This window comes from Marinobacter sp. (genome assembly GCF_041690455.1).
GTDB lineage: Bacteria > Pseudomonadota > Gammaproteobacteria > Pseudomonadales > Oleiphilaceae > Marinobacter.
Genome location: NZ_JAWLHI010000067.1, coordinates 1 through 21934 on the forward strand (window position 1 = coordinate 1; position 21934 = coordinate 21934).

Sequence of the window (21934 nt, forward strand, 5' to 3'; positions counted from 1 at the left end):
CGATCTCTGTACCGGTTGGTACACAGACTCTGGGCCGGATCATGGACGTTCTGGGTCGTCCCATCGACGAGCAGGGCGAAATCGGTGAAGAAGAGCGCTGGGCTATCCACCGCAAGGCACCGGGCTATGCCGACCAGGCAGCGTCTGCCGACCTGCTGGAAACCGGCATCAAGGTTATCGACCTGATCTGCCCGTTCGCCAAGGGTGGTAAGGTTGGCTTGTTCGGTGGTGCCGGTGTTGGCAAGACCGTAAACATGATGGAGCTGATCAACAACATCGCGAAAGAGCACTCCGGTCTCTCCGTATTCGCCGGTGTTGGTGAGCGGACCCGGGAAGGTAACGACTTCTACTATGAAATGAAGGAGTCCAACGTTCTCGATAAGGTAGCGATGGTTTACGGCCAGATGAACGAGCCTCCCGGAAACCGTCTGCGTGTGGCCCTGACCGGTCTCACCAGAGCCGAGAAATTCCGTGACGAAGGCCGTGACGTTCTGTTGTTCATCGATAACATCTATCGTTACACCCTGGCCGGTACCGAGGTGTCCGCACTGCTGGGCCGTATGCCTTCAGCGGTAGGTTACCAGCCGACTCTGGCCGAGGAGATGGGTCAGCTCCAGGAGCGGATCACCTCCACCAAGACCGGTTCCATCACGTCCATCCAGGCGGTCTACGTACCGGCGGATGACTTGACCGACCCGTCCCCGGCGACCACCTTCTCGCACCTGGATGCGACTGTGGTACTGAGCCGTGACATCGCCTCCAAGGGTATCTACCCGGCGATCGATCCGCTGGATTCCACCTCTCGTCAGCTGGATCCGCTGATCATCGGTCAGGAGCACTATGAAGTGGCTCGTGGCGTGCAGACCAACCTGCAGCGCTACAAGGAACTGAAGGACATCATCGCCATCCTGGGTATGGATGAACTGTCAGAAGAAGACAAGCTGACCGTTGCCCGTGCCCGTAAGATCGAGCGTTTCCTGTCCCAGCCGTTCCACGTTGCTGAGGTATTCACCGGTTCCCCCGGTAAGTACGTGTCTCTGAAGGAGACCATCAGCAGCTTTAAGGGCATCCTCAACGGTGACTATGACGACATGCCTGAGCAGGCGTTCTACATGGTCGGTACCATCGAGGAAGCGGTCGAGAAAGCGAAGGAAATGAAGAGCAAGGGCGAGTAAACTGAAGCCCAAGCCCGAATTTCCGGATCGATCAAAGAGGCAACTGACATGGGTATGACCGTGCATTGTGACGTGGTAAGTGCCGAAACAAAGATCTATTCCGGATTGGTAGAGATGCTGATCGCAGCGGGCTCTGAAGGTGACCTGGGTATTGCCCCGGGTCACACTCCGCTGCTGACCCAGCTGAAGCCTGGTCCCATTCGGATCATCAAGCAGGGCGGTGAAGAAGAAATTCTTTACGTGTCCGGCGGATATCTGGAAGTCCAGCCCAATCTGGTGACTTTGCTGGCAGACACAGCCGTTCGTGCAAAGGATGTGGACGAAGCTGCTGCGCTTGAAGCCCAGAAAGAGGCTGAGAAAGCACTTGCCGACAAGACCGGTGAATTCGAGTATTCCCGTGCAGCTGCGGAACTGGCCGAGGCTGTCGCACAGCTTCGTACCATCCAGCAGCTGCGTAACAAAATGCGCTGAGCATTTTCGTTTCGGGTTTGCCGAACACCAAAGCCGCATCCTGAGCGGCTGGAATACCAGCGCACCGCGTTGGCGCTCCGGCCCTGATGGTTGCGGCTTTTTTATTGATTCAAACAAACATCCCGGGAGCCTGAGTTTTCCATGAGCCCGTTACACGTCGTGATTCTGGCCGCCGGCCAGGGTTCCAGAATGAAGTCTGCACTGCCCAAGGTTCTGCATCCGGTGGCGGGCAAAGCCATGCTGCATCATGTCGTTGATACCGCGAAGCAGCTGGGGGCGGAGAAAATTCACACGGTGATTGGCCATGGCGCGGATCAGGTGCGCGCTTCCCTCGACGATGAGACGGTGAACTGGGTACTCCAGACCGAACAACTGGGCACCGGTCATGCCGTCGCCCAGGCCTTGCCGGACTTGCCGGATGATGCCCGGGTTCTGGTCCTGTACGGGGATGTCCCCCTGACCCGCCGGGAAACCCTGGAGGCGATGGTCAGCGAGCTGGACGAGCGCAACCTGGCGCTGCTGACGGTAGACATGGACAATCCCCATGGTTACGGCCGCATCGTGCGCAATGACCAGGGCAAGGTTCAGGCGATTGTCGAACAGAAGGACGCCACGGCCGAGCAGCAGACTATTCACGAGGTAAATACCGGGATTTTGGCTGTCTCGGCAAAGCACCTGAAAAGCTGGCTGCCGACCCTGTCCAACAGTAATGCCCAGGGGGAATACTACCTGACCGACATCATCGCCATGGCGGTGGAGCACGGGTTGGGTGTCACCGTATCCCAGCCGCTCAATCCATTCGAGGTCCAGGGTGTGAACAACCGGGTGCAACTGGCGGAACTGGAACGCTGGTACCAACGCCAACAGGCCGAGCGCCTGATGACCGAAGGCGCCAGCCTGGCCGATCCGGCCCGGGTGGATGTCCGCGGCGAACTCACTATCGGCAATGACCTGTGGATCGATGTAAACGCGGTGTTCGAGGGCAATGTCAGCCTGGGTAACAACGTGGTTATCGGCCCCAATTGCGTGATCAAGGATGCCACCATCGCCGACGGCGCCGAGATCAAGGCCAACAGCGTGATTGAAGGGGCGGTGGTCGGTGCCAATGCCCAGATCGGCCCGTTCGCCCGCCTGCGGCCGGGTACCGAGCTGGCCGCCAACACCAAGGTGGGCAACTTCGTTGAGACCAAGAAAGCCGTGGTGGGTGAGGGCAGCAAGATCAATCACCTGAGCTACGTGGGTGATGCCTCTCTGGGTCGTAATGTGAATGTGGGTGCAGGTACCATCACCTGCAATTATGATGGGGTGAACAAACACCAGACCGTGATCGGTGACGGCGTCTTTGTGGGATCCAATACGTCCCTGGTCGCACCGGTCACCATTGCGGCAGAAGCGACCATCGGTGCCGGCTCCACCATCACCCGGGATGTGGCAGACAGCGAACTGGCCGTGGCCCGTGGCCGCCAGCGCAACATCTCCGGTTGGGAAAAGCCGAAAAAAGCGTAAACGAACGATCAGCGAACAGGTGACAACAGCATGTGTGGGATTGTAGGAGCGGTTTCCGAACGGGACGTCCAGGGGATTTTGCTGGAAGGACTGCGCCGCCTTGAGTACCGGGGTTATGACTCCGCGGGCATGGCCATCATTGACGGCAAGCATCAGGTCCAGCGTGCCCGGGAAGTTGGCAAGGTCGCAGCCTTGGCCGAGGCCATCGAGGCCAATCCCCTCAGTGGTCACCTGGGCATCGCCCACACCCGCTGGGCCACCCACGGCGAGCCGTCACAGCTCAACGCCCACCCGCACATGTCCGGCGACCGCCTGGCCATTGTCCACAACGGTATCATCGAGAATTACCAGGAGCTGCGTGAGGAACTGAAAGCCGATGGCTTCGAGTTCACCTCCCAGACCGACACCGAAGTGGTCGCCCACCTGATCGAGAAGAACTACCGGGAACTGGGTGAACTGTACGCTGCGGTGAAAGCCGCGATTGCCCGCCTGCGCGGTGCCTATGCGCTGGCGGTCGTCCATGCCGACGAGCCGGGTCACCTGGTGGTGTGCCGGGAAGGCAGCCCGCTGGTGGTGGGCGTCGGCATCGGCGAGAACTTCATCGCCTCCGACCAACTGGCCTTGTTGCCGGTCACCGACAGGTTCATGTTCCTCGAAGAAGGTGACATGGCCGATATCCGCAAGGACCAGATCGAGATCCACGACCGTGAAGGCACGCCGGTCGAGCGTCAGATCACCCGTTTCGAGCATGGCGCCGATTCTGCCGACAAGGGCGAATACCGCCACTTCATGCTCAAGGAAATCTACGAGCAGCCGAAGGTGATCAAGGCCACCATGGAAGGCCGGGTGACCGATTCACGGGTGCTGGAACAGGCACTGGGTACCGAAGCAGCCAACCTGCTGGACAACGTTCGCCACGTCCAGATCATTGCCTGCGGTACCTCCTACCACGCCGGCATGGTGGCCCGTTACTGGATCGAGGATCTGGCCGGCGTGCCCTGTTCCGTGGAAGTGGCTTCCGAGTTCCGTTACCGCAAGCACGTAATCCAGCCGGACACCCTGTTCCTGTGTATCTCCCAGTCCGGTGAGACCGCCGACACACTGGCCGCCCTGCGCCAGGCCAAGCAAGCCGGTTTCCGCGCTGCGCTGGCGATCTGCAACGTACCGGGCAGCTCCCTGGTGCGGGAATCCGACCTGGTGATCATGACCCAGGCCGGCCCCGAGATTGGTGTGGCCTCGACCAAGGCGTTCACCACCCAGCTGACCGCATTACTGATCTTCACCCTGGCCCTGGCCCGCCACAACGGCCTCTCCGAGGAGCGGGAAGCGGACATCGTCAAGGCGATCCATCTGTTGCCCGGTCAGGTCAGTGATGTCCTGGCCCTGGATGGCGAGATTGCCGAGCTATCGAAGGCCTTCATGGACAAGCACCACAGCCTGTTCCTGGGCCGGGGCTCCCAGTTCCCGGTAGCCCTCGAAGGTGCCCTGAAGCTCAAGGAAATTTCCTACATCCACGCCGAAGCCTACCCGGCCGGCGAGCTCAAGCACGGCCCGCTGGCCCTGGTGGACAGCGAGATGCCGGTGGTCACCGTTGCGCCCAACAATGATCTGGTGGAAAAGCTCAAGTCCAACCTGGAAGAAGTCCGCGCCCGTGGCGGTGAACTGTTCGTGTTTGCCGACAAGGCGGCGGATGTGAAGCCGGAGGAAGGCGTCCACGTGATGCAGATCCCGTCTGTGCACGAGATCACCGCACCGATCGTGTACACCGTGCCACTCCAGCTGCTGTCCTACCATGTGGCTGTACTCAAGGGTACTGACGTGGACCAGCCGCGGAATCTGGCGAAGAGTGTGACGGTGGAGTAATTCCGCCGTCGCGCCAAGAATGGCCGTGTGTCGCCGCCAGCTCGCAAAAATGCTGCCAGTTCAAACGTTTCCGAAGCGTATTATCTGAAACATCCCTACAATTCCCCTGCAGTTCTGCCTATTAGCAAGGCAGAACTGTGACGTCCTCTCTTGTTGTTTTCTCCACCTCTTGAGTTTTCAGCTTAAAAAAGTCGGTTAAATTTAAAAAATTTAGGAAAATTGTCTGCTAAACGGGAAATTTCAAGAATTTTCACTAAAAAATCTACGGTAGTATTTAAAACGTATGCTCTCTGCACATAGCGGGCGCTATGTAAGCATATCGATTACGCAATAATTGCTCATAAAAGAACAAGAGAGACAAACTATGATCCGTAAACTTGCAACGCTAGTATTCGCGTGTGCTGCCCTCACATCCGTGAGCGCCACTGCCGACCAGCTGGACACCGTGATTCAACGAGGCACTTTGAATTGTGGTGTGGTCCTGGATTTCCCACCGATGGGTTATTTCGACGAAAACAATGAACCGGCCGGTTTCGACGTCGATTACTGTAACGACCTGGGCGAAGTGCTCGGCGTGGACGTGAATGTCCTCAACCTCACCTGGGGTGACCGGATCCCCTCCCTGATTTCCGGCAAGACCGATGTTGTAATCGGTTCTACCTCCGATACCCTGGAACGTGCCAAGACTGTTGGCTTTACCTACCCGTACTTCGTCTTCAAATTCCAGGTGATCTCTCATGAAGACAAGAACATCGATTCCTTTGAGGATCTGAAGGATCTCAAAGTCGGTGCAGCTCTCGGAACCACCTACGAAACCGAATACCTGGCTTATGCCGATCAACAGGGCTGGGGCCGGGACAATTACACCTCGTTCAAATCTGAAAACGATGCTTTCCTGGGTCTGTACCAGGGCAAAGTCGACGCCATCATTTCAACCAACACCAACATCGCTACCAAGTTGCGAAGCAAGGAATTCGAAGAGTTTGTCGCTGGCCCTTACGTTCCCAACTACGACGATGTTGTAGGCATCATTGCCAAGCGGGATGAAACCGCCTGGATCAACTACCTGAATCTGTTCCTGATTCACCAGATCCGCGACGGCAACATGAACAAGGCTTACAACAAGCATTTCGGTGTGGACGCGCCTGCCGATCTGATCCAGTCCCTGAGAGACAACAAGTAACCGCTGAATTGGCGGCCGCCCGACCGGGGGTCGTCATGGCTCGTCTTACGGGCCAGGCGCAAGTTCCCATATGCCCTGGCTCGGATTTCTGATCACGGCTATCAATCAGCGTGGGTCGAGTTTCCTTCCATTCTAAGAAAATGGCCAAGGTATGGACTACGAATTTCACTGGAACATCGTGTTCCAGAATATGCCCGAGTTGCTGAACGGCGCGTTTGTTACCCTGCACGTCTCTGTTCTAGCCATGTTCCTGGGCGTTGTGATCGCCATATTGCTGGCGATTGCCAAAATGAACAACAGCAAACCCTTCTGCTACGTCGCAACGGTCTGGGTCGAGGTTGCCCGAAACACGCCGGCCCTCTTCCAGATCTACATGGCGTATTTTGGCCTTGGGGCGTTTGGCATACACCTGAGCCCCTATGTTGCGGTACTGAGTGCACTGGTGTTCATCAACGCCGGTTACCTCACCGAAACCTTCCGGGGTGGGTTCCAGTCGATTCCGGCTACCCAGTACAGCGCCTCCAAATCCCTGGGTATGACCAGCATTCAGGCATACCGGTACATCATCCTTCCGCAGATGCTCAGACGCATCTACCACCCGATGACGAATCAGTTTGTCTGGTCAATCCTGATGAGCTCGTTGGGCATTCTTGTGGGCATGAGCGAGCTTTCTGGCACCACCCAGAGGTTGCAGTCACTGTCGTTCAGAACGCTTGAGTTCTTCATCGTGGCGGCGGTTATGTACTTTGTCATCACCAAGCTGGTGTTATTCGCTTCATCGCTGTTTGCTCGCAGACTCTTCAAGGGGGAAATCTGATGAATTCCTTATTCACACCCCTGTCATGGAGCGATAGCGGCCTGATCCTGACCGGTATCTGGAATACCATTATCATCTCCGTTGTCGCCATTGTGGTGGGCACTGTACTGGGTTTGATCGTCGGTTTTCTGCGTGCCGAGAGCAACAAGGCCGTCAACGTCCTTTTCGGTAGCGTGCTGGACGTCCTCAGAAGTGTTCCTCTGATCATCCAGCTTATCCTGTTCTCCACCTTTGTCGGTGCGATGGGGAACCCATTGGCGCCGTTTGTTGCCGGCTCCATCGTACTTTCGCTGTACACCATGGCCTTCATGAGTGAGGTATTTCGCAGTGGCTTCGAGAGTGTCAGCCCCTCGATGCAGACAGCTGCGCGCTCTCTGGGCATGACCAAATGGCAAACCATCTACCATATTCGGCTGCCCATTGGGTTGCGCGCCGTCTTCCCTTCCTGGCTGGGTGTTTCTCTCAGCGTGATAAAGGACTCGGCCCTGGTCTCGGTCATCGGTTACATGGAATTGCTGCGCACCTCGGAGCAACTGATTTCAAGAACCCAGCAGCCGCTCGAGATCCTGATAGGCGTTGGTATCTTTTACTTCATTATTTCCTACCCGCTGTCCCATTACGGCCGGTATGTTGAGAGGAAAATGGCAATATGATCAGCGTACAGAATGTCCATAAATCCTTTGGAGACCTTGAGGTACTGAAAGGCGTGAGCCTGGATGTGGAAAAAGGCGAGGTCGTAAGTGTTATCGGGGGCTCTGGCAGCGGTAAGTCGACCCTGCTGTACTGCATCAACGCCATTGAGACGATCAACAGTGGTAAAATCCTGGTTGATGGTGTGGATGTCCATGCCAAAGAGACCAACAAGGACAAGTTGCGCCAGAAACTGGGCATGGTCTTCCAGCAGTGGAACTCATTTCCTCACATGACGGTGCTGGAGAATGCGGCGCTTGCCCCCCGGATCGTCAAGAAAATGAGCAAGGAAGAGGCGATGGAAATCGCCAAAAAGGAGCTCGAGCACGTGGGCCTGGGTGACAAGCTGGACGTGTACCCGACCAAGATGTCCGGCGGTCAACAGCAGCGCCTGGCAATCGCCCGGGCACTGGCGATGAAACCCGACTACATGCTGCTTGATGAGGTGACCTCCGCACTCGACCCGGAGCTGGTCGGCGAGGTTCTGGACACCTTGCGCCTGTTGGCGGAAGAGGGAATGACCATGATCTGCGTGACCCACGAAATGGGTTTCGCACGGGATGTCTCCGATCGAGTGGCGTATTTCCACCAGGGTGTTATTGCCGAGATTGGTGAGGCCAGACAGGTGATTACCGATCCGCAAAACCCGCTTACCCAGAAGTTCCTTTCAAAAGTGCGCTAAGAAGTCGCCACAGGCGTGGCGCTGGTCGGGGAGCTTGTGGACCCGGGCTCCCCGACCAACTTTCTGCACGATCTAGGAACACACGGCTCTACAGTTTCAATCGCAAGTCAATCCGGAACATCAGCCACACTCGCAACCACCGCCGAAGGCAGATCCGCAATCGCCGTATGGGCAGCCATATGCACCTGATCGGCCGGAATTACCTCGCCTGAGATGGGGGATGGCAGTGCCCGGGTCGCGGTGGCCGAAGCCACTACAGTGGGGTTGTAACCCAGGGAGAAGGCTTCCCGGGCTGTGGCATTCACGCACATGTGTGACATGAATCCGACCAGGATCAGGTTCTCGATGTCTGCTCCCTTGACCTGCTTGTCCAGATCCGTGCTGGCGAAAGAATTCGGGTAGTTCTTGGTGATAACGGGCTCACCTTCCTTTGGCGCCACGATATCGGCAATCTGGCCGATCGGCGCGTTGATGTCGTAGGGGGAGCCGGCACCCGCATCGTGCTGGATATGAAAGACCGGGCGGCCGGCGGCACGGAACCGGTCCAGCAGCTTGCGGCATTCCGCCAGCGCAGGCTCGACACCCTCCAGTTGCATGACGCCTTCCCGATAGGTCTGTTGAGCGTCGATAATGACCAGTGCCGAGGAACTGATAGGGCTTGCGCTATTGGCAAGCCCGACCAGATCACGAAGGGTTTGGGGATTACTCATGATTATCTCCATTCTATTTTTTTGTGTTGTCATAAAACCCGGTTAAGAGTTGCCCAACATCGCTGGATTGACAACATCTATGATTTCTCGCCGTCTCGACTTATGCTGGAGGCGAAAACAGTACAAGAGCTATTCACTTCCTCCGAAGCTACTGATTGAATACTTGGAAGGGAAGCATCCGAACGGTGTAATTCCTTTCTCTGTTTGTGTCGATGCTTTGGAACTGTATGGAATCGTTCGTCATCATCGACGCTCAGGCGGTACGCTATCAGCAGGGCAGCGTCAGCGGACTGATTTATAGTCACCAGCCGCACCCTGGAACACACCTACCACATTCAGACACTGCCGGTGGTGAAATGACCCAGTTCAAAGCCAAGGATCTCAAGCCGTTGCCGGCCGGGACGCTGGAGGACCTGCTGGATGGCCTGGCAACGGGGCAGTGGCAGGCCGCGGACTTGCTAAAGACCTGTCAGCACAACATGGATAGCGGCGATGACCCTCGCCGACAGATTTATACAGGCCGTTTCGACGGCACTGCGACCGCCGAGGCGCGTGCAGCGGATAACCTGTACGAGGCGCGGGTGCCGGTGGGCGAGCTGGCCGGGATTCCGGTTGCACTCAAGGCGTTGTTCGACGTGGCAGGGCAGGTGACCCACGCCGGCAGCCAGTGGTGGGACACCCCGGCCGAGCATGATGCGCTGATAGTTTCACGCTTGCGGCGTGCCGGGGCGGTGATTACCGGGCACACCAACATGACCGAATTCGCCTATTCCGGCCTCGGCCTGAACCCCCATTACGGTACCCCGGACAATCCCCTGGCCCCGGGCCGGATTCCCGGGGGGTCTTCGTCGGGCGCGGCCGTGGCCGTTGCCTGTGATATGGCCGCTGCGGCCATCGGCACCGATACCGGTGGTTCCATCCGTATTCCTTCGGCGTTCTGTGGCCTGGTCGGGTTCAAGCCGTCCCAGCAGCGCATACCGAGACGGGGTACCTTTCCCCTGTCGGACAGCCTGGATTCCGTCGGGCCCATTGCCCGTACCGTGGACTGTTGTGCCCGGGTCGATGCCGTGCTGGCCGGACGGGAGTGGCAACCGCTCAGGGCCCGGCCACTGGACGGGCTGCGCTTCGCGGTGCCCGCCAATTACATGCTGGACGACGTTTCCCGGGAAGTCGCCGATGCCTTCACCCGGAGCCTGAACCTGCTTCGCGACGCCGGCGCACGGATCGAGGAAGTGGCGGTACCGGTGCTGGATACTCTGCCGGAACTGCTGGAAGGTGGTGGCCTCACCGCCGCCGAGAGTTACCATATCCACCGGGAATGGTTGCGCTGCCACGGGGACCGGTATGATCCGAGGGTCCGCAGCCGCATGGAGCGGGGCGCGCAACTCGGGGCCGCCGATTACATCGAACTGCTCCGGCGCCGGGCTGACCGCAAGCAACAAGCTGACCAGTGGCTGGCGGCCTACGACGGCCTGCTTGCGCCGACGGTACCGATTGCACCGCCGCGCTTCGAGGAGCTTACCGGCGATGAGGATTATGGCCGCCTGAACCTGCTGGTGCTGCGTAATCCTACGGCGGCCAACCTGCTGGACCTGTGTGCCATCACGCTGCCGAACCACGAGCAGGGTGAGTTGCCCTCGGGGCTGATGCTGGTCGGTCGCAATGGCACGGATGCCGATGTGCTGGCCATCGCTGCAGGAATCGAGGAGGCGCTCAGGGAAGCATGCTGAGTGTTCTGATCGCAAAACTGGTGGCCACCGCCCTGGTGGTCATCGGCGTTTCGGTGGCGGTGGGCAAGGTGGGCCCGCGGCTTGGGGGAATACTGGCAGGGACACCCATCATTCTGGGCCCCGGCTACTTTTTCATGCTCCAGGAGCGTTCGGTGGAGTTCCTTCAGGCCGCTGCGCTGTCGACACTACATGCCCTGATCGCCACCCTCGTCTTTGCCATCTGCTTTGTGGTGTCCGCCGGGCGTTTTGGCGTGTACACCAGCCTGGCGTTGGCGACCGGGATCTGGATACCGACTGCCCTGCTGTTTTCCCTGTTACCGGGTGGTGTATGGGGTGGTTTGCTGGTGTACGGCCTGGTGTTGTTGATGGCGGAGGTCATACGCCGGGCCCTGAAACTGGGCCAGACCGTGGTGGTTGCCCGGTCCGGGTGGTTTGATTTGATGTTTCGGGGACTGCTGGCGGGAATTCTGGTGAGCCTCGCGACCACGGTGGCAGCGAAATCCGGTCCGTTGCTTTCCGGTATGCTGGTGGGGTTCCCGGTGGGGCTGTTCACCATTGGCTGGACGTTGTATGAGCGCTATGGCGCTGAAGTGGCCAGGGCAACGGTCAGCATGGCCCAGAAAGGCATGCTCAGTCTGGTGGCTTTCGCCTTGGCGCTGGCCTTGACGGTGGGTACCTTGCCGCCCATGGCCACCTTTGCCATCTCCCTGCTTGCCTCGATAATGGTGAGTCTGGGTATTTTTGTCATCAGCCAGTGGCGTTATCGCGCACTGCAGACGGGAGAGGGAAAATGAGAACTCTGATGATCAACGCCGACATGGGCGAGAGCTTCGGCCCCTGGGTCATGGGCATGGACGAGCACGTCATGCCCCATGTCGATCTGGCCAACGTGGCCTGTGGCTTCCACGCCTCCGACCCGCATGTCATCCGGCGCACGGTGCGGCTGGCGAAACAGAACAATGTGAAGGTGGGTGCCCATCCGTCCTATCCCGACCTGGTGGGTTTTGGCCGCCGCTCCATTGCCTGCTCGCCGGACGAAGTGGAAGACCTGGTGCTTTACCAGATCGGGGCGCTGTCCGGCATCTGCCAGGCCGAGGGCACGCGGATCCACTACGTGAAACCCCATGGTGCCCTCTACAACGACATGATCAAGGACCCCGGCCTGTTCGAGGCCGTGGTCAAGGCGGTCAAGGATTTCGATGGCAATCTGCCACTGATGACCATGGCCTCTTGCGACACCTCCATGGCCCGGGAAATCGCGGATCGCTACGGCATCAAGCTGTGGTTCGAGGCCTTCGCCGACCGTGCCTATGACGGGGAGGGTCGTCTGGTATCCCGGCGCATACCCGGGGCAGTCCATGAAGACCCCGACGAGATCCTGGAGCAGGCTGTGAAGATTGCCAAGGGCGAACCGCTGACCGCCATTGACGGCAGCGAGATTGTGTTGAACGCCGATACCCTGTGCGTGCACGGGGACAACAACGACTCCATCGCCGCGATCCAGTCGATCCGCGAAGCGATCCTGGCACTGGGAAACCGGGCATGACCGGTAGCCCGGCCAACGCCTTGCCCCGGCTAGAATCCGCCGGTCTCGATGGCTGGATGGTCCGGCTGTTCGAGCAGATCGACGAGGCCAATCTGCCCTGGATTACGGCCCTGGCACGCCACTGCGAGTCGGCGTTTGCTGACGCGCTGGTGGATCTGGTGCCTTCCTACACCACGCTGCTGGTGGTCTTCGATCCTGTCCGGATGTCTCCGACCGAGGCACGGCAAACGATTGCCGGGTTACTGGCGAATCTGGAGCCGGACGAGAACCTCGGCACCGGCCAGGTTCACGAATTGCCGACTTTCTATGATCCCAGCGTCGGGCCGGACCTGGACCGGGTCGCCGAGCACACCGGCATGACCGTGGAGCAAGTCATCGACTGCCACAGCAGCAAAACCTACCGTGTGTTTGCCCTCGGCTTTGCTCCCGGCTTTGCCTTCATGGGGCTGATTGATCCACGGCTGGAATGCCCCAGGCTGGATACCCCGCGCAAGAAGGTGCCGGTGGGCAGTGTCGCCATTGCGGCCCGCCAGACCGCCGCCTATCCGACGGCCACCCCTGGTGGCTGGAACCTGCTCGGTCGCACCAGTGCCCGCCTGTTCGACCGTGAACGGGAGGGTTTCAGCCTGCTGAGAGTGGGAGACGAAGTACGCTTTGTCTCCGTCAGCCGCGAGGAATTCGAACGCCAGGGCGGCGATACCACGCCCATGGAGGCCTCGGGATGACAGCTCAGCACAGGACTGAAAGCGCCATCCGGGTTCACCGGGCCGGGCCGTTGGCGTTATTGCAGGACCGGGGCCGTTTCGGCGTACGCCATCTGGGCGTGACCCAGGGCGGGCCGGCGGATCTGTATTCCTGGGCCTGGGCCAATTACCTGGCGGGCAACCCCTGGGGTACCGCGAGCCTCGAGGTCACCTTTGGCGGGCTGCAGCTGGTGGCGGAACGGGATCTGGACATCGCCATCGCCGGTGCCGACCTCGGCGCGACCATCGATGGGCAACCGGTACCCCTATGGCAGCGAGTGACCTGGAAGGAAGGGCAGAAACTGATCTTTGCCTCGCCGGTGAGTGGTCTGCGGGCCTACCTCTCGGTTCGGGGTGGCTTTGCCGCCGAACCGGTGATGGGCAGCGTTGCCTGTGTCAGTCGCGAGCAGTTGGGCGGATTCGACGGCTGGGGCGGCAAGCTGGCGGAGGGCGACCGGCTGGCAATTCATACCCCGGAAGGGAAACCGACAGAGGGAATGACCGAGGCGCCGGACCATGCCCGGAAGGATTTCCGGGAGGCGCCGGTCCTGGAGCTGCTGCCCGGCGCCCAGATCGGGGATTTCACCGGCCGCAGCCTTTACGATGCCTTCAATACCCGGTGGCGGGTGGATGACCGGGCGGACCGCATGGGCGTGCGATTGCTCGGCCCGAAGCTGCAGTGCCGGATCGGCTCGCTGATCTCCGAGGGCATCAACCTGGGCGGCGTCCAGGTGCCACCGGATGGCCAGCCCATTGCCCTGCTCAATGACCGCCAAACCATCGGTGGCTACCCGCGGCTCGGGGCGTTGTCTCCGCTGTCGGCATCCCGGCTGGCCCAGTGTCTGCCAGGGCAGGAGGTTCGACTGGTGGCTCGGGGCAGCGGACCGGTGCTCAGGGACTACCGGGCTTTTCTGGAGCTGTTCAGCCCCACTCGTTGATCGCAACTCCCGAAGCGTCAGTCAGCAGGGTTCGCAGCTCCTTGAGTGCTGTCCCCGGCTTCGGAGGTCAGAGATACGTTGGACAGATCCTGCTGGAGTTTCTTGAGCAGGTGCAGCAGGCTGACGCCGTCATCGAAGCTCATCCCCAGCAGGGCCTGGCGGTAGAACTCGGTGATGGTGTCCTGCAGCTGATTCCAGAAGGCCCGGCCGGAGTCGGTGAGCACGACCAGCCGCGCGCGACGGTCCTGGGGATCGGGAATGCGCACTACGTGGCCGTCCCGCTCCATGCGCTTGAGGACGCCGTCCAGGTTCTGGCGGCTGACGTAGAGATATTCCTTGAGCTGGTTGAAGGAGGTGCCTTCCTCGAACCCCTCCCGTGACAGCGCACCCAGCACCGCCCACTGCACGGCGCTGATGCCCATTTCGTTCTGGACCTGGCGCTGCAGGATGTTTCCGGTCTGGAACAGCCGGAAAAACAGTCGGTTGGGTACGCCTCCGGATTCGTTGACGATCATCTGTGCTCCTGTCGTGCCGCCCGGGCTCTCGGGCCAGGGCAGGCTGTCACCGGCACCCTGAATCGCGGAGGACATGGGGTGCGTCACCTGGGGAGGTACTCGCGCGCGATGATGTTCTTCATGATCTGCGCGGTACCGTCACCAATCTGCAGGCCAAGGACATCACGCAACCGCTGCGCAAAGGGCAGGTCTTCGCCCCAGCCGGTGTGGCCGTGGGCCAGCAGGCACTGTTTCACCACATCGAAAGCGAGCTTGGGGCCCCACCACTTGTTCATAGCGGCTTCGGCGTTATGGGGCAGGTTATTGTCCTTGAGCCAGAGCGCATGGTAGCACTGCATGCGCGCGGCATGAACGTAGGTCTGGTATTCCGCCAGCGGATGGGTCAGGCCCTGGAAGGCCGACAGGTTCTGGCCGAAGGCCGTGCGCTCGGTCAGCCACTGCCAGGTTTCCTCCAGGGACTGCTGCGCTACCGCCAGGCACTGCAGGCCGATCAGCGCCCGGCTGTAATCGAAACCCTGCATCACCTGTTTGAAGCCTTTGCCCTCGTCTCCCATCATTTGACTGGCGGGTACTTCCACGGTGTCGAAGAAGATGGAGCCCCGGCCGATGGCACGCTGGCCATTGTCCTCAAAGCGGGTGGTGGTGATGCCCGGGCTGTCCATAGGCACCAGGAACGCGCTGATACCGGAGGCCCGTTGTTCCACCGTGCCGGTGCGGGCAAACACCACCGCCACGTCGGCCTGGTCGGCCATGGAGATGGAGGTCTTCTCGCCGTTGAGCACGTAGACGTCGCCCTTTTTCTCCGCCTTCAGGCGCAGGTTGGCGGCGTCGGAGCCGCCGTGGGGTTCGGTCAGGGCGATGCAGGCTACTTTCTGGCCGGAGGTCATGCCATGCAGCCACTCTTTTGCCAGGTCGGGCGCAGCGTGACTGGCGATGATCTGGCCGTTCAGGGAGGTCAGCAGGGGTATGTACCCGACGTTGAAATCCCCTTTGGAGATCTCTTCGATGATCAGGCCGCTGGTGACACAGTCCATACCACTGCCACCGAATTCCTCGGGCAGTTCGCCGCCGAGTAGCCCCATCTCTCCGAGCTGGCGGATCACGTCCCGCTCGATCACGCCTTCCCGGTCCCGCTTGCGATAGCCCGGAGCCAGCACCTCGGTGCTGAAGCGGGCCACAACCTCGCGGATCGCGTTTTGTTCTTCGTTGAATGCGAAATTCATGGTGTTCTCCGGGCTATCAGGCCGTTACTTGTAGTACTTGCGGAACTCCGGCTTGCGCTTTTCCTTGAAGGCGTTGACGCCCTCCCTGGATTCGTCGGTGTCGTAGTAAAGGCTCAGGGCCTGCATGCCGAGGGCGCCGATGCCGGCGATGTTGTCGCTGTCGGCGTTGAACGAGCGCTTGGCGATGGTCAGGGCGGTGGGGCTCTTCTCCAGGATCTCGTCACACCACTTGCGCACTTCTTCGTCCAGCTGCTCCGGGGGCACCACGGCGTTCACCAGGCCCCAATCCAGCGCCTGCTGGGCGGAATACTTGCGGCACAGGTACCAGATTTCCCGGGCCCGCTTTTCGCCCACGACCCGCGCCAGGTAGGCGGTGCCGAAACCGGGATCCACCGAGCCCACTTTCGGGCCGACCTGGCCGAAGATGGCGGTTTCCGAGGCGATGCTCAGGTCACAAATCACGTGCAGCACGTGGCCACCGCCGATGGCGAAACCGTTGACCCGGGCAATCACCGGCTTGGGTACTTCCCGGATCAGGCGCTGCAGTTCTTCCACCGGCAGGCCGATCAGGCCGCGGCCGTCGTACTGGCCCTCGTGGGCGCCCTGGTCGCCACCGGTGCAGAAGGCCTTCTCGCCGGCGCCGGTGAAGACGATCACGCCGATGTCCTTGTTCCAGCCGGCGCGGTGGAAGGCATCGATCAGTTCCATGCAGGTCTGGCCGCGGAAGGCGTTGTAGCGGTCCGGGCGGTTGATCGTGATGGTGGCGACGCCGTCGGTTTCGTCGTACAGGATGTCTTCGTAAGTCATGTCTGGGTCTCCGTATTCGAGAAAGTGGGCGTTCAGCCGGCCATGGTGAGGCCGCCGGACACACTGATGACCTGGCCGGTGATGAAGTTGGCGTCGTCACTGGCCAGCAGGGCGATGATGCCGGGGTAATCCTCCGGCTGGGCCAGGCGCTTCATGGGCACGGCGTTGCGGAACGCTTCCAGCAGCTTCTCCGGGTTCGGTGCACTCTCGGCCACGCCCTTGAGCAGGGCCGTGTCAGTGGGACCGGGGCAGACCACGTTCAGGCACACGTTCTTGGTGGCCAGTTCCCGGGCCACGGTCTTGCTGAAGCCCACCAGGCCGGCCTTGCAGGCGGCGTAGACAGACTCGCCGGAGGAACCGACCCGGGCCGCATCGGACGACACGTTGATAACCTTGCCGCCGCCGGCAGCCACCATCTTCGGCAGTACCACGTGGTGCATGTTCAGGGCGCCGGTCAGGTTCACGGCAATCAGCTGCTCCCAGAGTTTTGGCTCGGTCTTGAGGAACGGGATGAAGCGGTCGAAGCCGGCGTTGTTCACCAGTACCGTGGGTACGCCCAGCTCTTTCTCGATGGCCGCCACGGTGTCGGTTATGGCGGCGTAGTCGGTGATGTCCGCGGCATAGGCACGGGCGGTGCCGCCGGCTTCGGTAATCAGGTCTGCCGTGGCCCGGGCAGCACTCTCGTCCCGGTCCAGCACCGCGACCAGACTGCCTTCCTCGGCAAATCGCTGGCACACGGCGCGGCCAATGCCGCCCCCGCCGCCGGTGACGATGACGGTTTTTCCGTTCAGGCCTCTCATGATGACTTGCTCCTGTTGCTGTTAAATCAAAGAATCAGCCGCGCCTGGCCGGTTCGAGGCGAACCTCTTTGGCCTGCTCGCGCAGCTTGAATTTCTGGATCTTGCCGGAGGCGGTGCGGGGCATGGCCTCGATCACTTCCAGGTATTCCGGCAGGTAGTTCCTGGATAATTGCTGTTCGGTCAGGTAGGCCTTGATCTGGTCCAGGGTCAGATCGGTGGCGTTCTCGTCGAGGGTGACGTAGGCGCACAGGCGCTCGCCCAGGCGTTCGTCCGGACAACCCACCAGCGCGACATCGACGATGCCCGGGTACTTGTAGAGCAGGTTCTCTACCTCAACCACGGGGATGTTCTCGCCGCCGCGTATTACCACGTCCTTGGTACGGCCGGTGATGCGGATGTAGCCGTCCTTGTCCATGCGCGCGAGGTCGCCGGTGTTGAACCAGCCGTTCTCGTCCACGCCGTAGAGTTCGGGCCGTTTGAGATAGCCGACAAACAGGCTGGAGCCCCGGACCAGCAGGCTGCCTTCTTCCCCGGCCGGCACTTCGTTGCCCTGGAAGTCGGTCACTTTCACTTCCATGTAAGGCAGCGCCTTACCGTCGGACTGGCTGGCCCGCTCGGCGGGATCTTCCGGGCAGGTCATGGTGACCGCGCCGTTTTCGGTCATGCCCCAGGCCGAGACAATCCTGGCCTTCAGAACCTTGCCGGCCTGTTCCACCACGGCACTGGGAATCGGTGCACCGGCGGAGACGAAGATCCGCAGCGAATCCAGTTCGCCCTCATGCTTGGGCGCGGTCTTCACCAGATCCGCCAGGAACGGCGTCGCCGCCATGGTGAAGGCCGGATTCTCGGCGCCAATCACCTTGCAGACATAATCCGCGTCCCAGATGTCCTGGAGGATGGCGGTAGTACCGAGATAAACCGGCATCATGATGCCGTACATGAAGCCGGTCTGGTGGGCCACCGGGGAGGCCATCAGCACTTTGTCATCCGAGCTCAGGTGCAGGCGGTCGGCGTATGGGCGCACGTTGGAAAACAGGGTGTTGGAGGTGTGCATGACGCCCTTGGGTTCGCCGGTGGTGCCGGAGGTGTAGAGGATCTGGATGGCGTCGTCGGCGGTGAGTTCGCGCTCCGCGAACAGGGCTTTGGTGTCCTGCTTTTGTTCCCAGGGAGTCTCCATCAGGCGCTGTTCGAAACTACGCTCGCCCTCGCCGCCGATCACCAGCAGGGTTTCCAGGTTGGGCAATTCGGCGCGGATACCGTCGATCATGGCCTCGTAGTCGAAGCCGCGGAACACCTTGGGGATCACCAGCAGTTTGGCCTCGCCATGCTTGAGCATGAAGCGCAGTTCCCGTTCCCGGAAGATGGGCATGAGCGGGTTCAAGATGGCGCCGATGCGCATGCAGGCCAGATGCAGGGCGGAGGTCTGCCACCAGTTTGGCAGCTGGCAGGCCACCACATCGCCTTTCCCGATGCCCATGCCTGCCAGGCCGGCCGCCATGCGGGTGACCTTGTCATTCAGTTCCCGATAGGTAAGGGCGGTGCGGGTATCGCTGGTGACCTGGTAGCCGACAATGGCTTCCCGGTCCGGGGTGCTGGCCACGGCCTGGTCCAGGTAGTCGGTAATGCGTTTGTTGTTCCATGCGCCGCTCTCGACCATGGCGGCGCGGCGTTCCGGATTGAGAGTGATGCCTGTGTCCATCTGATTCACCTGTTATGTCCGGTTTGTTGTTGTCGGGGACCTGATTGCAGATACAGGTCGTTTTGGCGTCCATTTCAAAATACGCCCAGGGCAAATAATAAGTCAACATGTTGCTTAAAATAATGGCCGGGTGTAGCCTGTCTTTAATCAGTAGTTCCTTGAGATACATATATAACAGTAATAAAAACGGGTATCTTAGCGGGGATGGTTATGAGATACAGCAATATATTGCTCGAAAAGCACGAGGCCGTGGCGCTCATCCGACTCAACCGGCCCAGGGTGCATAACGCACTGAACAATGCCCTGATGAACGAGTTGACCTCGGCTCTGGAGACCCTCGAAACGGACGACAGCATCCGTGCCATTGTCATTACCGGGAACGAGAAGGCCTTTGCCGCCGGCGCGGATATCACCGAAGTCCATGCCCTGGATTTCTCAAGGGCCTACCGGGAGCGCTTCATTTCCGCCAACTGGGAAGCCGTGACCCGGTGCCGCAAGCCGGTGATTGCGGCCGTGGCTGGCATGGCGCTCGGTGGCGGCTGTGAGCTGGCGATGATGTGTGACCTGTTGATTGCCGCCGATACCGCCCGTTTCGGTCAGCCGGAAGTGAAGATTGGCACCTTGCCAGGGGCCGGAGGCACCCAGCGACTGGCCCGGGCCATTGGCAAGGCCAAGACCATGGACCTGTGCCTGACCGGGCGCACCATGGATGCGGAGGAAGCCGAGCGCAGTGGCCTGGTGAGCCGGATTGTCCCGGCCGACGAACTGGTCGAGACCGCCCTGGCGGTGGCGGAGGAAATCGCGGGCTACTCGCAGATGGCGACCATGATCAACAAAGAGGCGGTCAATCAGGCCTTCGAGACGACCCTGAGCGCGGGCGTGGAGTATGAGCGCCGGTTGCTGTGGTCCAGTTTTGCCAGTGAAGACCGCAATGAGGGCATGAGCGCATTCCTTGAGAAACGCCAACCACAATGGAAGCACCGCTGATATCCTGAACGTATCTGCCAGAAACTGTCATATAACCCGGATACCGGAATTGAGTGGAGACCAACAATGGCCAACCAAGCAAGTTTCAACTGGGAAGACCCCCTGTTGCTGGACCAGCAGCTGACCGAAGAAGAGCGCATGGTGCGCGACAGTGCCCGCCAGTTTGCCGACAGCAAGCTTCGGCCACGGGTACTGGAAGCCTTCCGAAATGAACAGACCGATCCGGAGATCTTCCGGGAAATGGGCGAGACCGGCCTGCTCGGCGCCACCATCCCCGAGCAGTATGGTGGCAGCGGCCTGAACTACGTGTGCTATGGCCTCATTGCCCGGGAAATCGAGCGGGTGGATTCCGGTTACCGTTCCATGATGAGTGTGCAGTCGTCCCTGGTGATGGTGCCCATCTACGAATTCGGCAACGAGGAAACCCGCCAGAAGTACCTGCCGAAGCTGGCTTCCGGTGAGTGGATCGGCTGCTTCGGCCTGACCGAGCCGGACCACGGCTCCGATCCCGGCAGCATGGCGACCCGGGCCCGGAAGGTTGACGGCGGTTACCGGCTGACCGGCAGCAAGATGTGGATCACCAACAGCCCGATCGCCGACGTATTTGTGGTCTGGGCCAAGGACGACGATGGCGCGATCCGCGGCTTTGTGCTGGAGAAGGGCTGGGAAGGCCTGAGTGCGCCTGCCATTCACGGCAAGGTGGGGCTGCGCGCCTCCATCACCGGCGAGATCGTGATGGACGGCGTGTTTGTGCCGGAGGAAAACGCCTTCCCGGAGGTGCGAGGCCTCAAAGGGCCGTTCACCTGCCTGAACTCCGCCCGCTACGGTATTTCCTGGGGTGCCCTGGGTGCCGCCGAGGACTGCTGGCACACCGCCCGTCAGTATGTGCTGGATCGCAAGCAGTTCGGCCGGCCGTTGGCCGCCAACCAGCTGATCCAGAAGAAGCTGGCGGACATGCAGACCGACATCACCCTGGCCCTGCAGGGCTGTCTGCGCCTCGGCCGCATGAAGGACGAAGGCACAGCCGCGGTGGAAATCACCTCGATCATGAAGCGTAACTCCTGTGGCAAGGCCCTGGATATTGCCCGTATGGCCCGGGACATGCTCGGTGGTAACGGCATCAGCGATGAGTTCGGGGTGGCCCGCCACCTGGTGAACCTGGAAGTGGTGAACACCTACGAAGGCACCCACGATGTCCATGCCCTGATCCTGGGCCGTGCCCAGACCGGAATCCAGGCCTTCTTCTGACATCTTTTTTTATCATTTTTTCAGAAAGCGACCGCATTTTGCCGGAAATCGGTTAAAATGCGGTCGCCCAGCCGGGCATTATTTAGTAATATTACGAAAATATTCAGGGTCGGCGAGGCAAGCCGGTCTTTCTTGTTGTTATTAAGACCAAATGCGGTCAAAAAATGTACCTTCGGACCATACCCCGGTACATAAATATCAAGGAAGATTCGGGCCCTTCGCCACATAATTCCAACAATCCGTTTGCTCAGAAGATCTCTGCAATGCCCACTACCGTGTTTTCCGGCTTTACCCACAATTTCCTTGGCAAGGCGCCTGTCTGGTACAAGCAGGCCATCCTGCTGTTCCTGATTGCCAACCCGATTGTGATGTACGTGCTTGGCCCGGGCGTGGCGGGGTGGTTGCTGATCGGGTTGACCACGCCGGATGCGGTGTATCTGGAGGTGCTGACCAACTTCCCGGTGATCCTGCTGCTGATGTTCATGGTGGCGGGTATCTACTTCATGAAGGAACTGCTGCTGGTCACCTTCACCCAGATCCTTGTGGGTGTCCGCTCCAAGTCGGCGCTGTCCTTGCTGTTCTGCAGTGCGGCGGCGGTGCT

General features: G+C 60.2%; 21 protein-coding genes and 1 pseudogene. 16 read left to right on the top strand and 6 right to left on the bottom strand.

Annotated elements, in window-relative coordinates; translation table 11 throughout:
- The 8 genes from atpD to ACESMW_RS15030 form a co-directional block, all read left to right on the top strand.
- On the top strand, positions 1-1175 hold a 1175-nt coding region (atpD, locus tag ACESMW_RS14995; protein WP_372987827.1), incomplete at its 5' end, for a F0F1 ATP synthase subunit beta.
- Between the two features lie 48 nt (positions 1176-1223).
- On the top strand, positions 1224-1646 hold the full coding sequence (locus ACESMW_RS15000; protein WP_239037881.1) for a F0F1 ATP synthase subunit epsilon: 423 nt from the start codon (positions 1224-1226) through the stop codon (positions 1644-1646).
- 141 nt (positions 1647-1787) lie between these two features.
- The gene (gene glmU / locus ACESMW_RS15005) at positions 1788-3152 is read left to right on the top strand and encodes a bifunctional UDP-N-acetylglucosamine diphosphorylase/glucosamine-1-phosphate N-acetyltransferase GlmU (protein ID WP_372987828.1); all 1365 of its coding nucleotides are present in this window, start codon (positions 1788-1790) and stop codon (positions 3150-3152) included.
- 30 nt (positions 3153-3182) lie between these two features.
- Positions 3183-5015 carry a glutamine--fructose-6-phosphate transaminase (isomerizing) gene (gene glmS, locus ACESMW_RS15010; protein WP_372987829.1) on the top strand — a complete coding sequence of 611 codons (1833 nt, stop codon included), beginning with the start codon at positions 3183-3185 and terminating at the stop codon, positions 5013-5015.
- A 364-nt stretch (positions 5016-5379) separates the two neighbouring features.
- Positions 5380-6198, top strand: a complete 819-nt coding sequence (locus tag ACESMW_RS15015; RefSeq protein WP_091998343.1) for a transporter substrate-binding domain-containing protein — start codon at positions 5380-5382, stop codon at positions 6196-6198.
- 151 nt (positions 6199-6349) lie between these two features.
- Positions 6350-7015: an amino acid ABC transporter permease gene (locus ACESMW_RS15020; RefSeq protein WP_372987830.1), complete on the top strand. Its 666-nt coding sequence runs from the start codon at positions 6350-6352 to the stop codon at positions 7013-7015.
- Positions 7015-7668 carry an amino acid ABC transporter permease gene (locus ACESMW_RS15025; RefSeq protein WP_372987831.1) on the top strand — a complete coding sequence of 218 codons (654 nt, stop codon included), beginning with the start codon at positions 7015-7017 and terminating at the stop codon, positions 7666-7668. Before ACESMW_RS15020 ends, ACESMW_RS15025 begins: the two co-directional genes overlap by 1 nt.
- Entirely contained in the window at positions 7665-8387 is a 723-nt protein-coding gene (locus tag ACESMW_RS15030) for an amino acid ABC transporter ATP-binding protein (RefSeq protein WP_372987832.1), read from the top strand. The genes ACESMW_RS15025 and ACESMW_RS15030 overlap by 4 nt, the downstream gene beginning before the upstream one ends.
- 107 nt (positions 8388-8494) lie before the next feature.
- On the opposite strand, the gene ACESMW_RS15035 is transcribed toward ACESMW_RS15030, so the two are convergent.
- Complete coding sequence (locus ACESMW_RS15035) at positions 8495-9097, bottom strand: cysteine hydrolase family protein (RefSeq protein ID WP_372987833.1); 603 nt, start codon at positions 9095-9097, stop codon at positions 8495-8497.
- Positions 9098-9453: 356 nt separating this feature from the next.
- Here ACESMW_RS15035 and ACESMW_RS15040 point away from each other — a divergent pair, with 356 nt between their 5' ends.
- From ACESMW_RS15040 to ACESMW_RS15060, 5 genes are read left to right on the top strand one after another with little or no spacing between them, the layout of a single operon-like run.
- On the top strand, positions 9454-10827 hold the full coding sequence (locus ACESMW_RS15040; RefSeq protein WP_372987834.1) for an amidase: 1374 nt from the start codon (positions 9454-9456) through the stop codon (positions 10825-10827).
- Positions 10821-11621: a hypothetical protein gene (locus ACESMW_RS15045; protein WP_372987835.1), complete on the top strand. Its 801-nt coding sequence runs from the start codon at positions 10821-10823 to the stop codon at positions 11619-11621. Before ACESMW_RS15040 ends, ACESMW_RS15045 begins: the two co-directional genes overlap by 7 nt.
- Complete coding sequence (locus ACESMW_RS15050) at positions 11618-12373, top strand: 5-oxoprolinase subunit PxpA (protein ID WP_372987836.1); 756 nt, start codon at positions 11618-11620, stop codon at positions 12371-12373. The genes ACESMW_RS15045 and ACESMW_RS15050 overlap by 4 nt, the downstream gene beginning before the upstream one ends.
- Positions 12370-13098, top strand: coding sequence for a 5-oxoprolinase subunit PxpB (gene pxpB, locus ACESMW_RS15055; RefSeq protein ID WP_372987837.1), 729 nt, complete (start codon positions 12370-12372; stop codon positions 13096-13098). The genes ACESMW_RS15050 and pxpB overlap by 4 nt, the downstream gene beginning before the upstream one ends.
- Positions 13095-14054, top strand: coding sequence for a biotin-dependent carboxyltransferase family protein (locus tag ACESMW_RS15060; RefSeq protein WP_372987838.1), 960 nt, complete (start codon positions 13095-13097; stop codon positions 14052-14054). The genes pxpB and ACESMW_RS15060 overlap by 4 nt, the downstream gene beginning before the upstream one ends.
- A 17-nt stretch (positions 14055-14071) precedes the next feature.
- Here ACESMW_RS15060 and ACESMW_RS15065 read toward each other — a convergent pair whose 3' ends face one another.
- Genes ACESMW_RS15065 through ACESMW_RS15085 form a run of 5 tightly spaced genes read right to left on the bottom strand, consistent with a single transcriptional unit; the run spans position 14072 to position 19098 of the window.
- A complete protein-coding gene (locus ACESMW_RS15065; protein WP_372987839.1) occupies positions 14072-14644 on the bottom strand; it encodes a MarR family winged helix-turn-helix transcriptional regulator in 573 nt (190 codons plus the stop codon).
- 8 nt (positions 14645-14652) lie between these two features.
- Positions 14653-15792, bottom strand: a complete 1140-nt coding sequence (gene aliB, locus ACESMW_RS15070; RefSeq protein WP_372987840.1) for a cyclohexanecarboxyl-CoA dehydrogenase — start codon at positions 15790-15792, stop codon at positions 14653-14655.
- Between the two features lie 24 nt (positions 15793-15816).
- Positions 15817-16599 carry an enoyl-CoA hydratase-related protein gene (locus tag ACESMW_RS15075; protein WP_113861738.1) on the bottom strand — a complete coding sequence of 261 codons (783 nt, stop codon included), beginning with the start codon at positions 16597-16599 and terminating at the stop codon, positions 15817-15819.
- A gap of 32 nt (positions 16600-16631) precedes the next feature.
- Entirely contained in the window at positions 16632-17399 is a 768-nt protein-coding gene (locus ACESMW_RS15080; RefSeq protein WP_372987841.1) for an SDR family NAD(P)-dependent oxidoreductase, read from the bottom strand.
- A gap of 34 nt (positions 17400-17433) precedes the next feature.
- Positions 17434-19098 (bottom strand): AMP-binding protein, encoded by a 1665-nt coding sequence (locus ACESMW_RS15085; protein ID WP_372987842.1) that lies wholly within the window; start codon positions 19096-19098, stop codon positions 17434-17436.
- Between the two features lie 210 nt (positions 19099-19308).
- On the opposite strand from ACESMW_RS15085, the gene ACESMW_RS15090 reads away from it, so the two are divergent.
- From ACESMW_RS15090 to nhaB, 3 genes and pseudogenes are all read left to right on the top strand, one after another.
- Positions 19309-20085, top strand: coding sequence for an enoyl-CoA hydratase (locus tag ACESMW_RS15090; RefSeq protein ID WP_372987843.1), 777 nt, complete (start codon positions 19309-19311; stop codon positions 20083-20085).
- Between the two features lie 66 nt (positions 20086-20151).
- Positions 20152-21333: an acyl-CoA dehydrogenase gene (locus ACESMW_RS15095; protein WP_372987844.1), complete on the top strand. Its 1182-nt coding sequence runs from the start codon at positions 20152-20154 to the stop codon at positions 21331-21333.
- Positions 21334-21596: 263 nt separating this feature from the next.
- A pseudogene (gene nhaB, locus ACESMW_RS15100) lies at positions 21597-21934 on the top strand (sodium/proton antiporter); the annotation flags it as partial.

What these genes read in the sequence shown, in the direction of transcription:
- ACESMW_RS15000 (WP_239037881.1), top strand. Translation starts at nt 1,224, where the DNA reads ATGGGTATGACCGTGCATTGTGACGTGGTAAGTGCCGAAACAAAGATC.
- glmU (WP_372987828.1), top strand. Translation starts at nt 1,788, where the DNA reads ATGAGCCCGTTACACGTCGTGATTCTGGCCGCCGGCCAGGGTTCCAGA.
- glmS (WP_372987829.1), top strand. Translation starts at nt 3,183, where the DNA reads ATGTGTGGGATTGTAGGAGCGGTTTCCGAACGGGACGTCCAGGGGATT.
- ACESMW_RS15015 (WP_091998343.1), top strand. Translation starts at nt 5,380, where the DNA reads ATGATCCGTAAACTTGCAACGCTAGTATTCGCGTGTGCTGCCCTCACA.
- ACESMW_RS15020 (WP_372987830.1), top strand. Translation starts at nt 6,350, where the DNA reads ATGGACTACGAATTTCACTGGAACATCGTGTTCCAGAATATGCCCGAG.
- ACESMW_RS15025 (WP_372987831.1), top strand. Translation starts at nt 7,015, where the DNA reads ATGAATTCCTTATTCACACCCCTGTCATGGAGCGATAGCGGCCTGATC.
- ACESMW_RS15030 (WP_372987832.1), top strand. Translation starts at nt 7,665, where the DNA reads ATGATCAGCGTACAGAATGTCCATAAATCCTTTGGAGACCTTGAGGTA.
- ACESMW_RS15035 (WP_372987833.1), bottom strand. Translation starts at nt 9,097, where the DNA reads ATGAGTAATCCCCAAACCCTTCGTGATCTGGTCGGGCTTGCCAATAGC.
- ACESMW_RS15040 (WP_372987834.1), top strand. Translation starts at nt 9,454, where the DNA reads ATGACCCAGTTCAAAGCCAAGGATCTCAAGCCGTTGCCGGCCGGGACG.
- ACESMW_RS15045 (WP_372987835.1), top strand. Translation starts at nt 10,821, where the DNA reads ATGCTGAGTGTTCTGATCGCAAAACTGGTGGCCACCGCCCTGGTGGTC.
- ACESMW_RS15050 (WP_372987836.1), top strand. Translation starts at nt 11,618, where the DNA reads ATGAGAACTCTGATGATCAACGCCGACATGGGCGAGAGCTTCGGCCCC.
- pxpB (WP_372987837.1), top strand. Translation starts at nt 12,370, where the DNA reads ATGACCGGTAGCCCGGCCAACGCCTTGCCCCGGCTAGAATCCGCCGGT.
- ACESMW_RS15060 (WP_372987838.1), top strand. Translation starts at nt 13,095, where the DNA reads ATGACAGCTCAGCACAGGACTGAAAGCGCCATCCGGGTTCACCGGGCC.
- ACESMW_RS15065 (WP_372987839.1), bottom strand. Translation starts at nt 14,644, where the DNA reads ATGTCCTCCGCGATTCAGGGTGCCGGTGACAGCCTGCCCTGGCCCGAG.
- aliB (WP_372987840.1), bottom strand. Translation starts at nt 15,792, where the DNA reads ATGAATTTCGCATTCAACGAAGAACAAAACGCGATCCGCGAGGTTGTG.
- ACESMW_RS15075 (WP_113861738.1), bottom strand. Translation starts at nt 16,599, where the DNA reads ATGACTTACGAAGACATCCTGTACGACGAAACCGACGGCGTCGCCACC.
- ACESMW_RS15080 (WP_372987841.1), bottom strand. Translation starts at nt 17,399, where the DNA reads ATGAGAGGCCTGAACGGAAAAACCGTCATCGTCACCGGCGGCGGGGGC.
- ACESMW_RS15085 (WP_372987842.1), bottom strand. Translation starts at nt 19,098, where the DNA reads ATGGACACAGGCATCACTCTCAATCCGGAACGCCGCGCCGCCATGGTC.
- ACESMW_RS15090 (WP_372987843.1), top strand. Translation starts at nt 19,309, where the DNA reads ATGAGATACAGCAATATATTGCTCGAAAAGCACGAGGCCGTGGCGCTC.
- ACESMW_RS15095 (WP_372987844.1), top strand. Translation starts at nt 20,152, where the DNA reads ATGGCCAACCAAGCAAGTTTCAACTGGGAAGACCCCCTGTTGCTGGAC.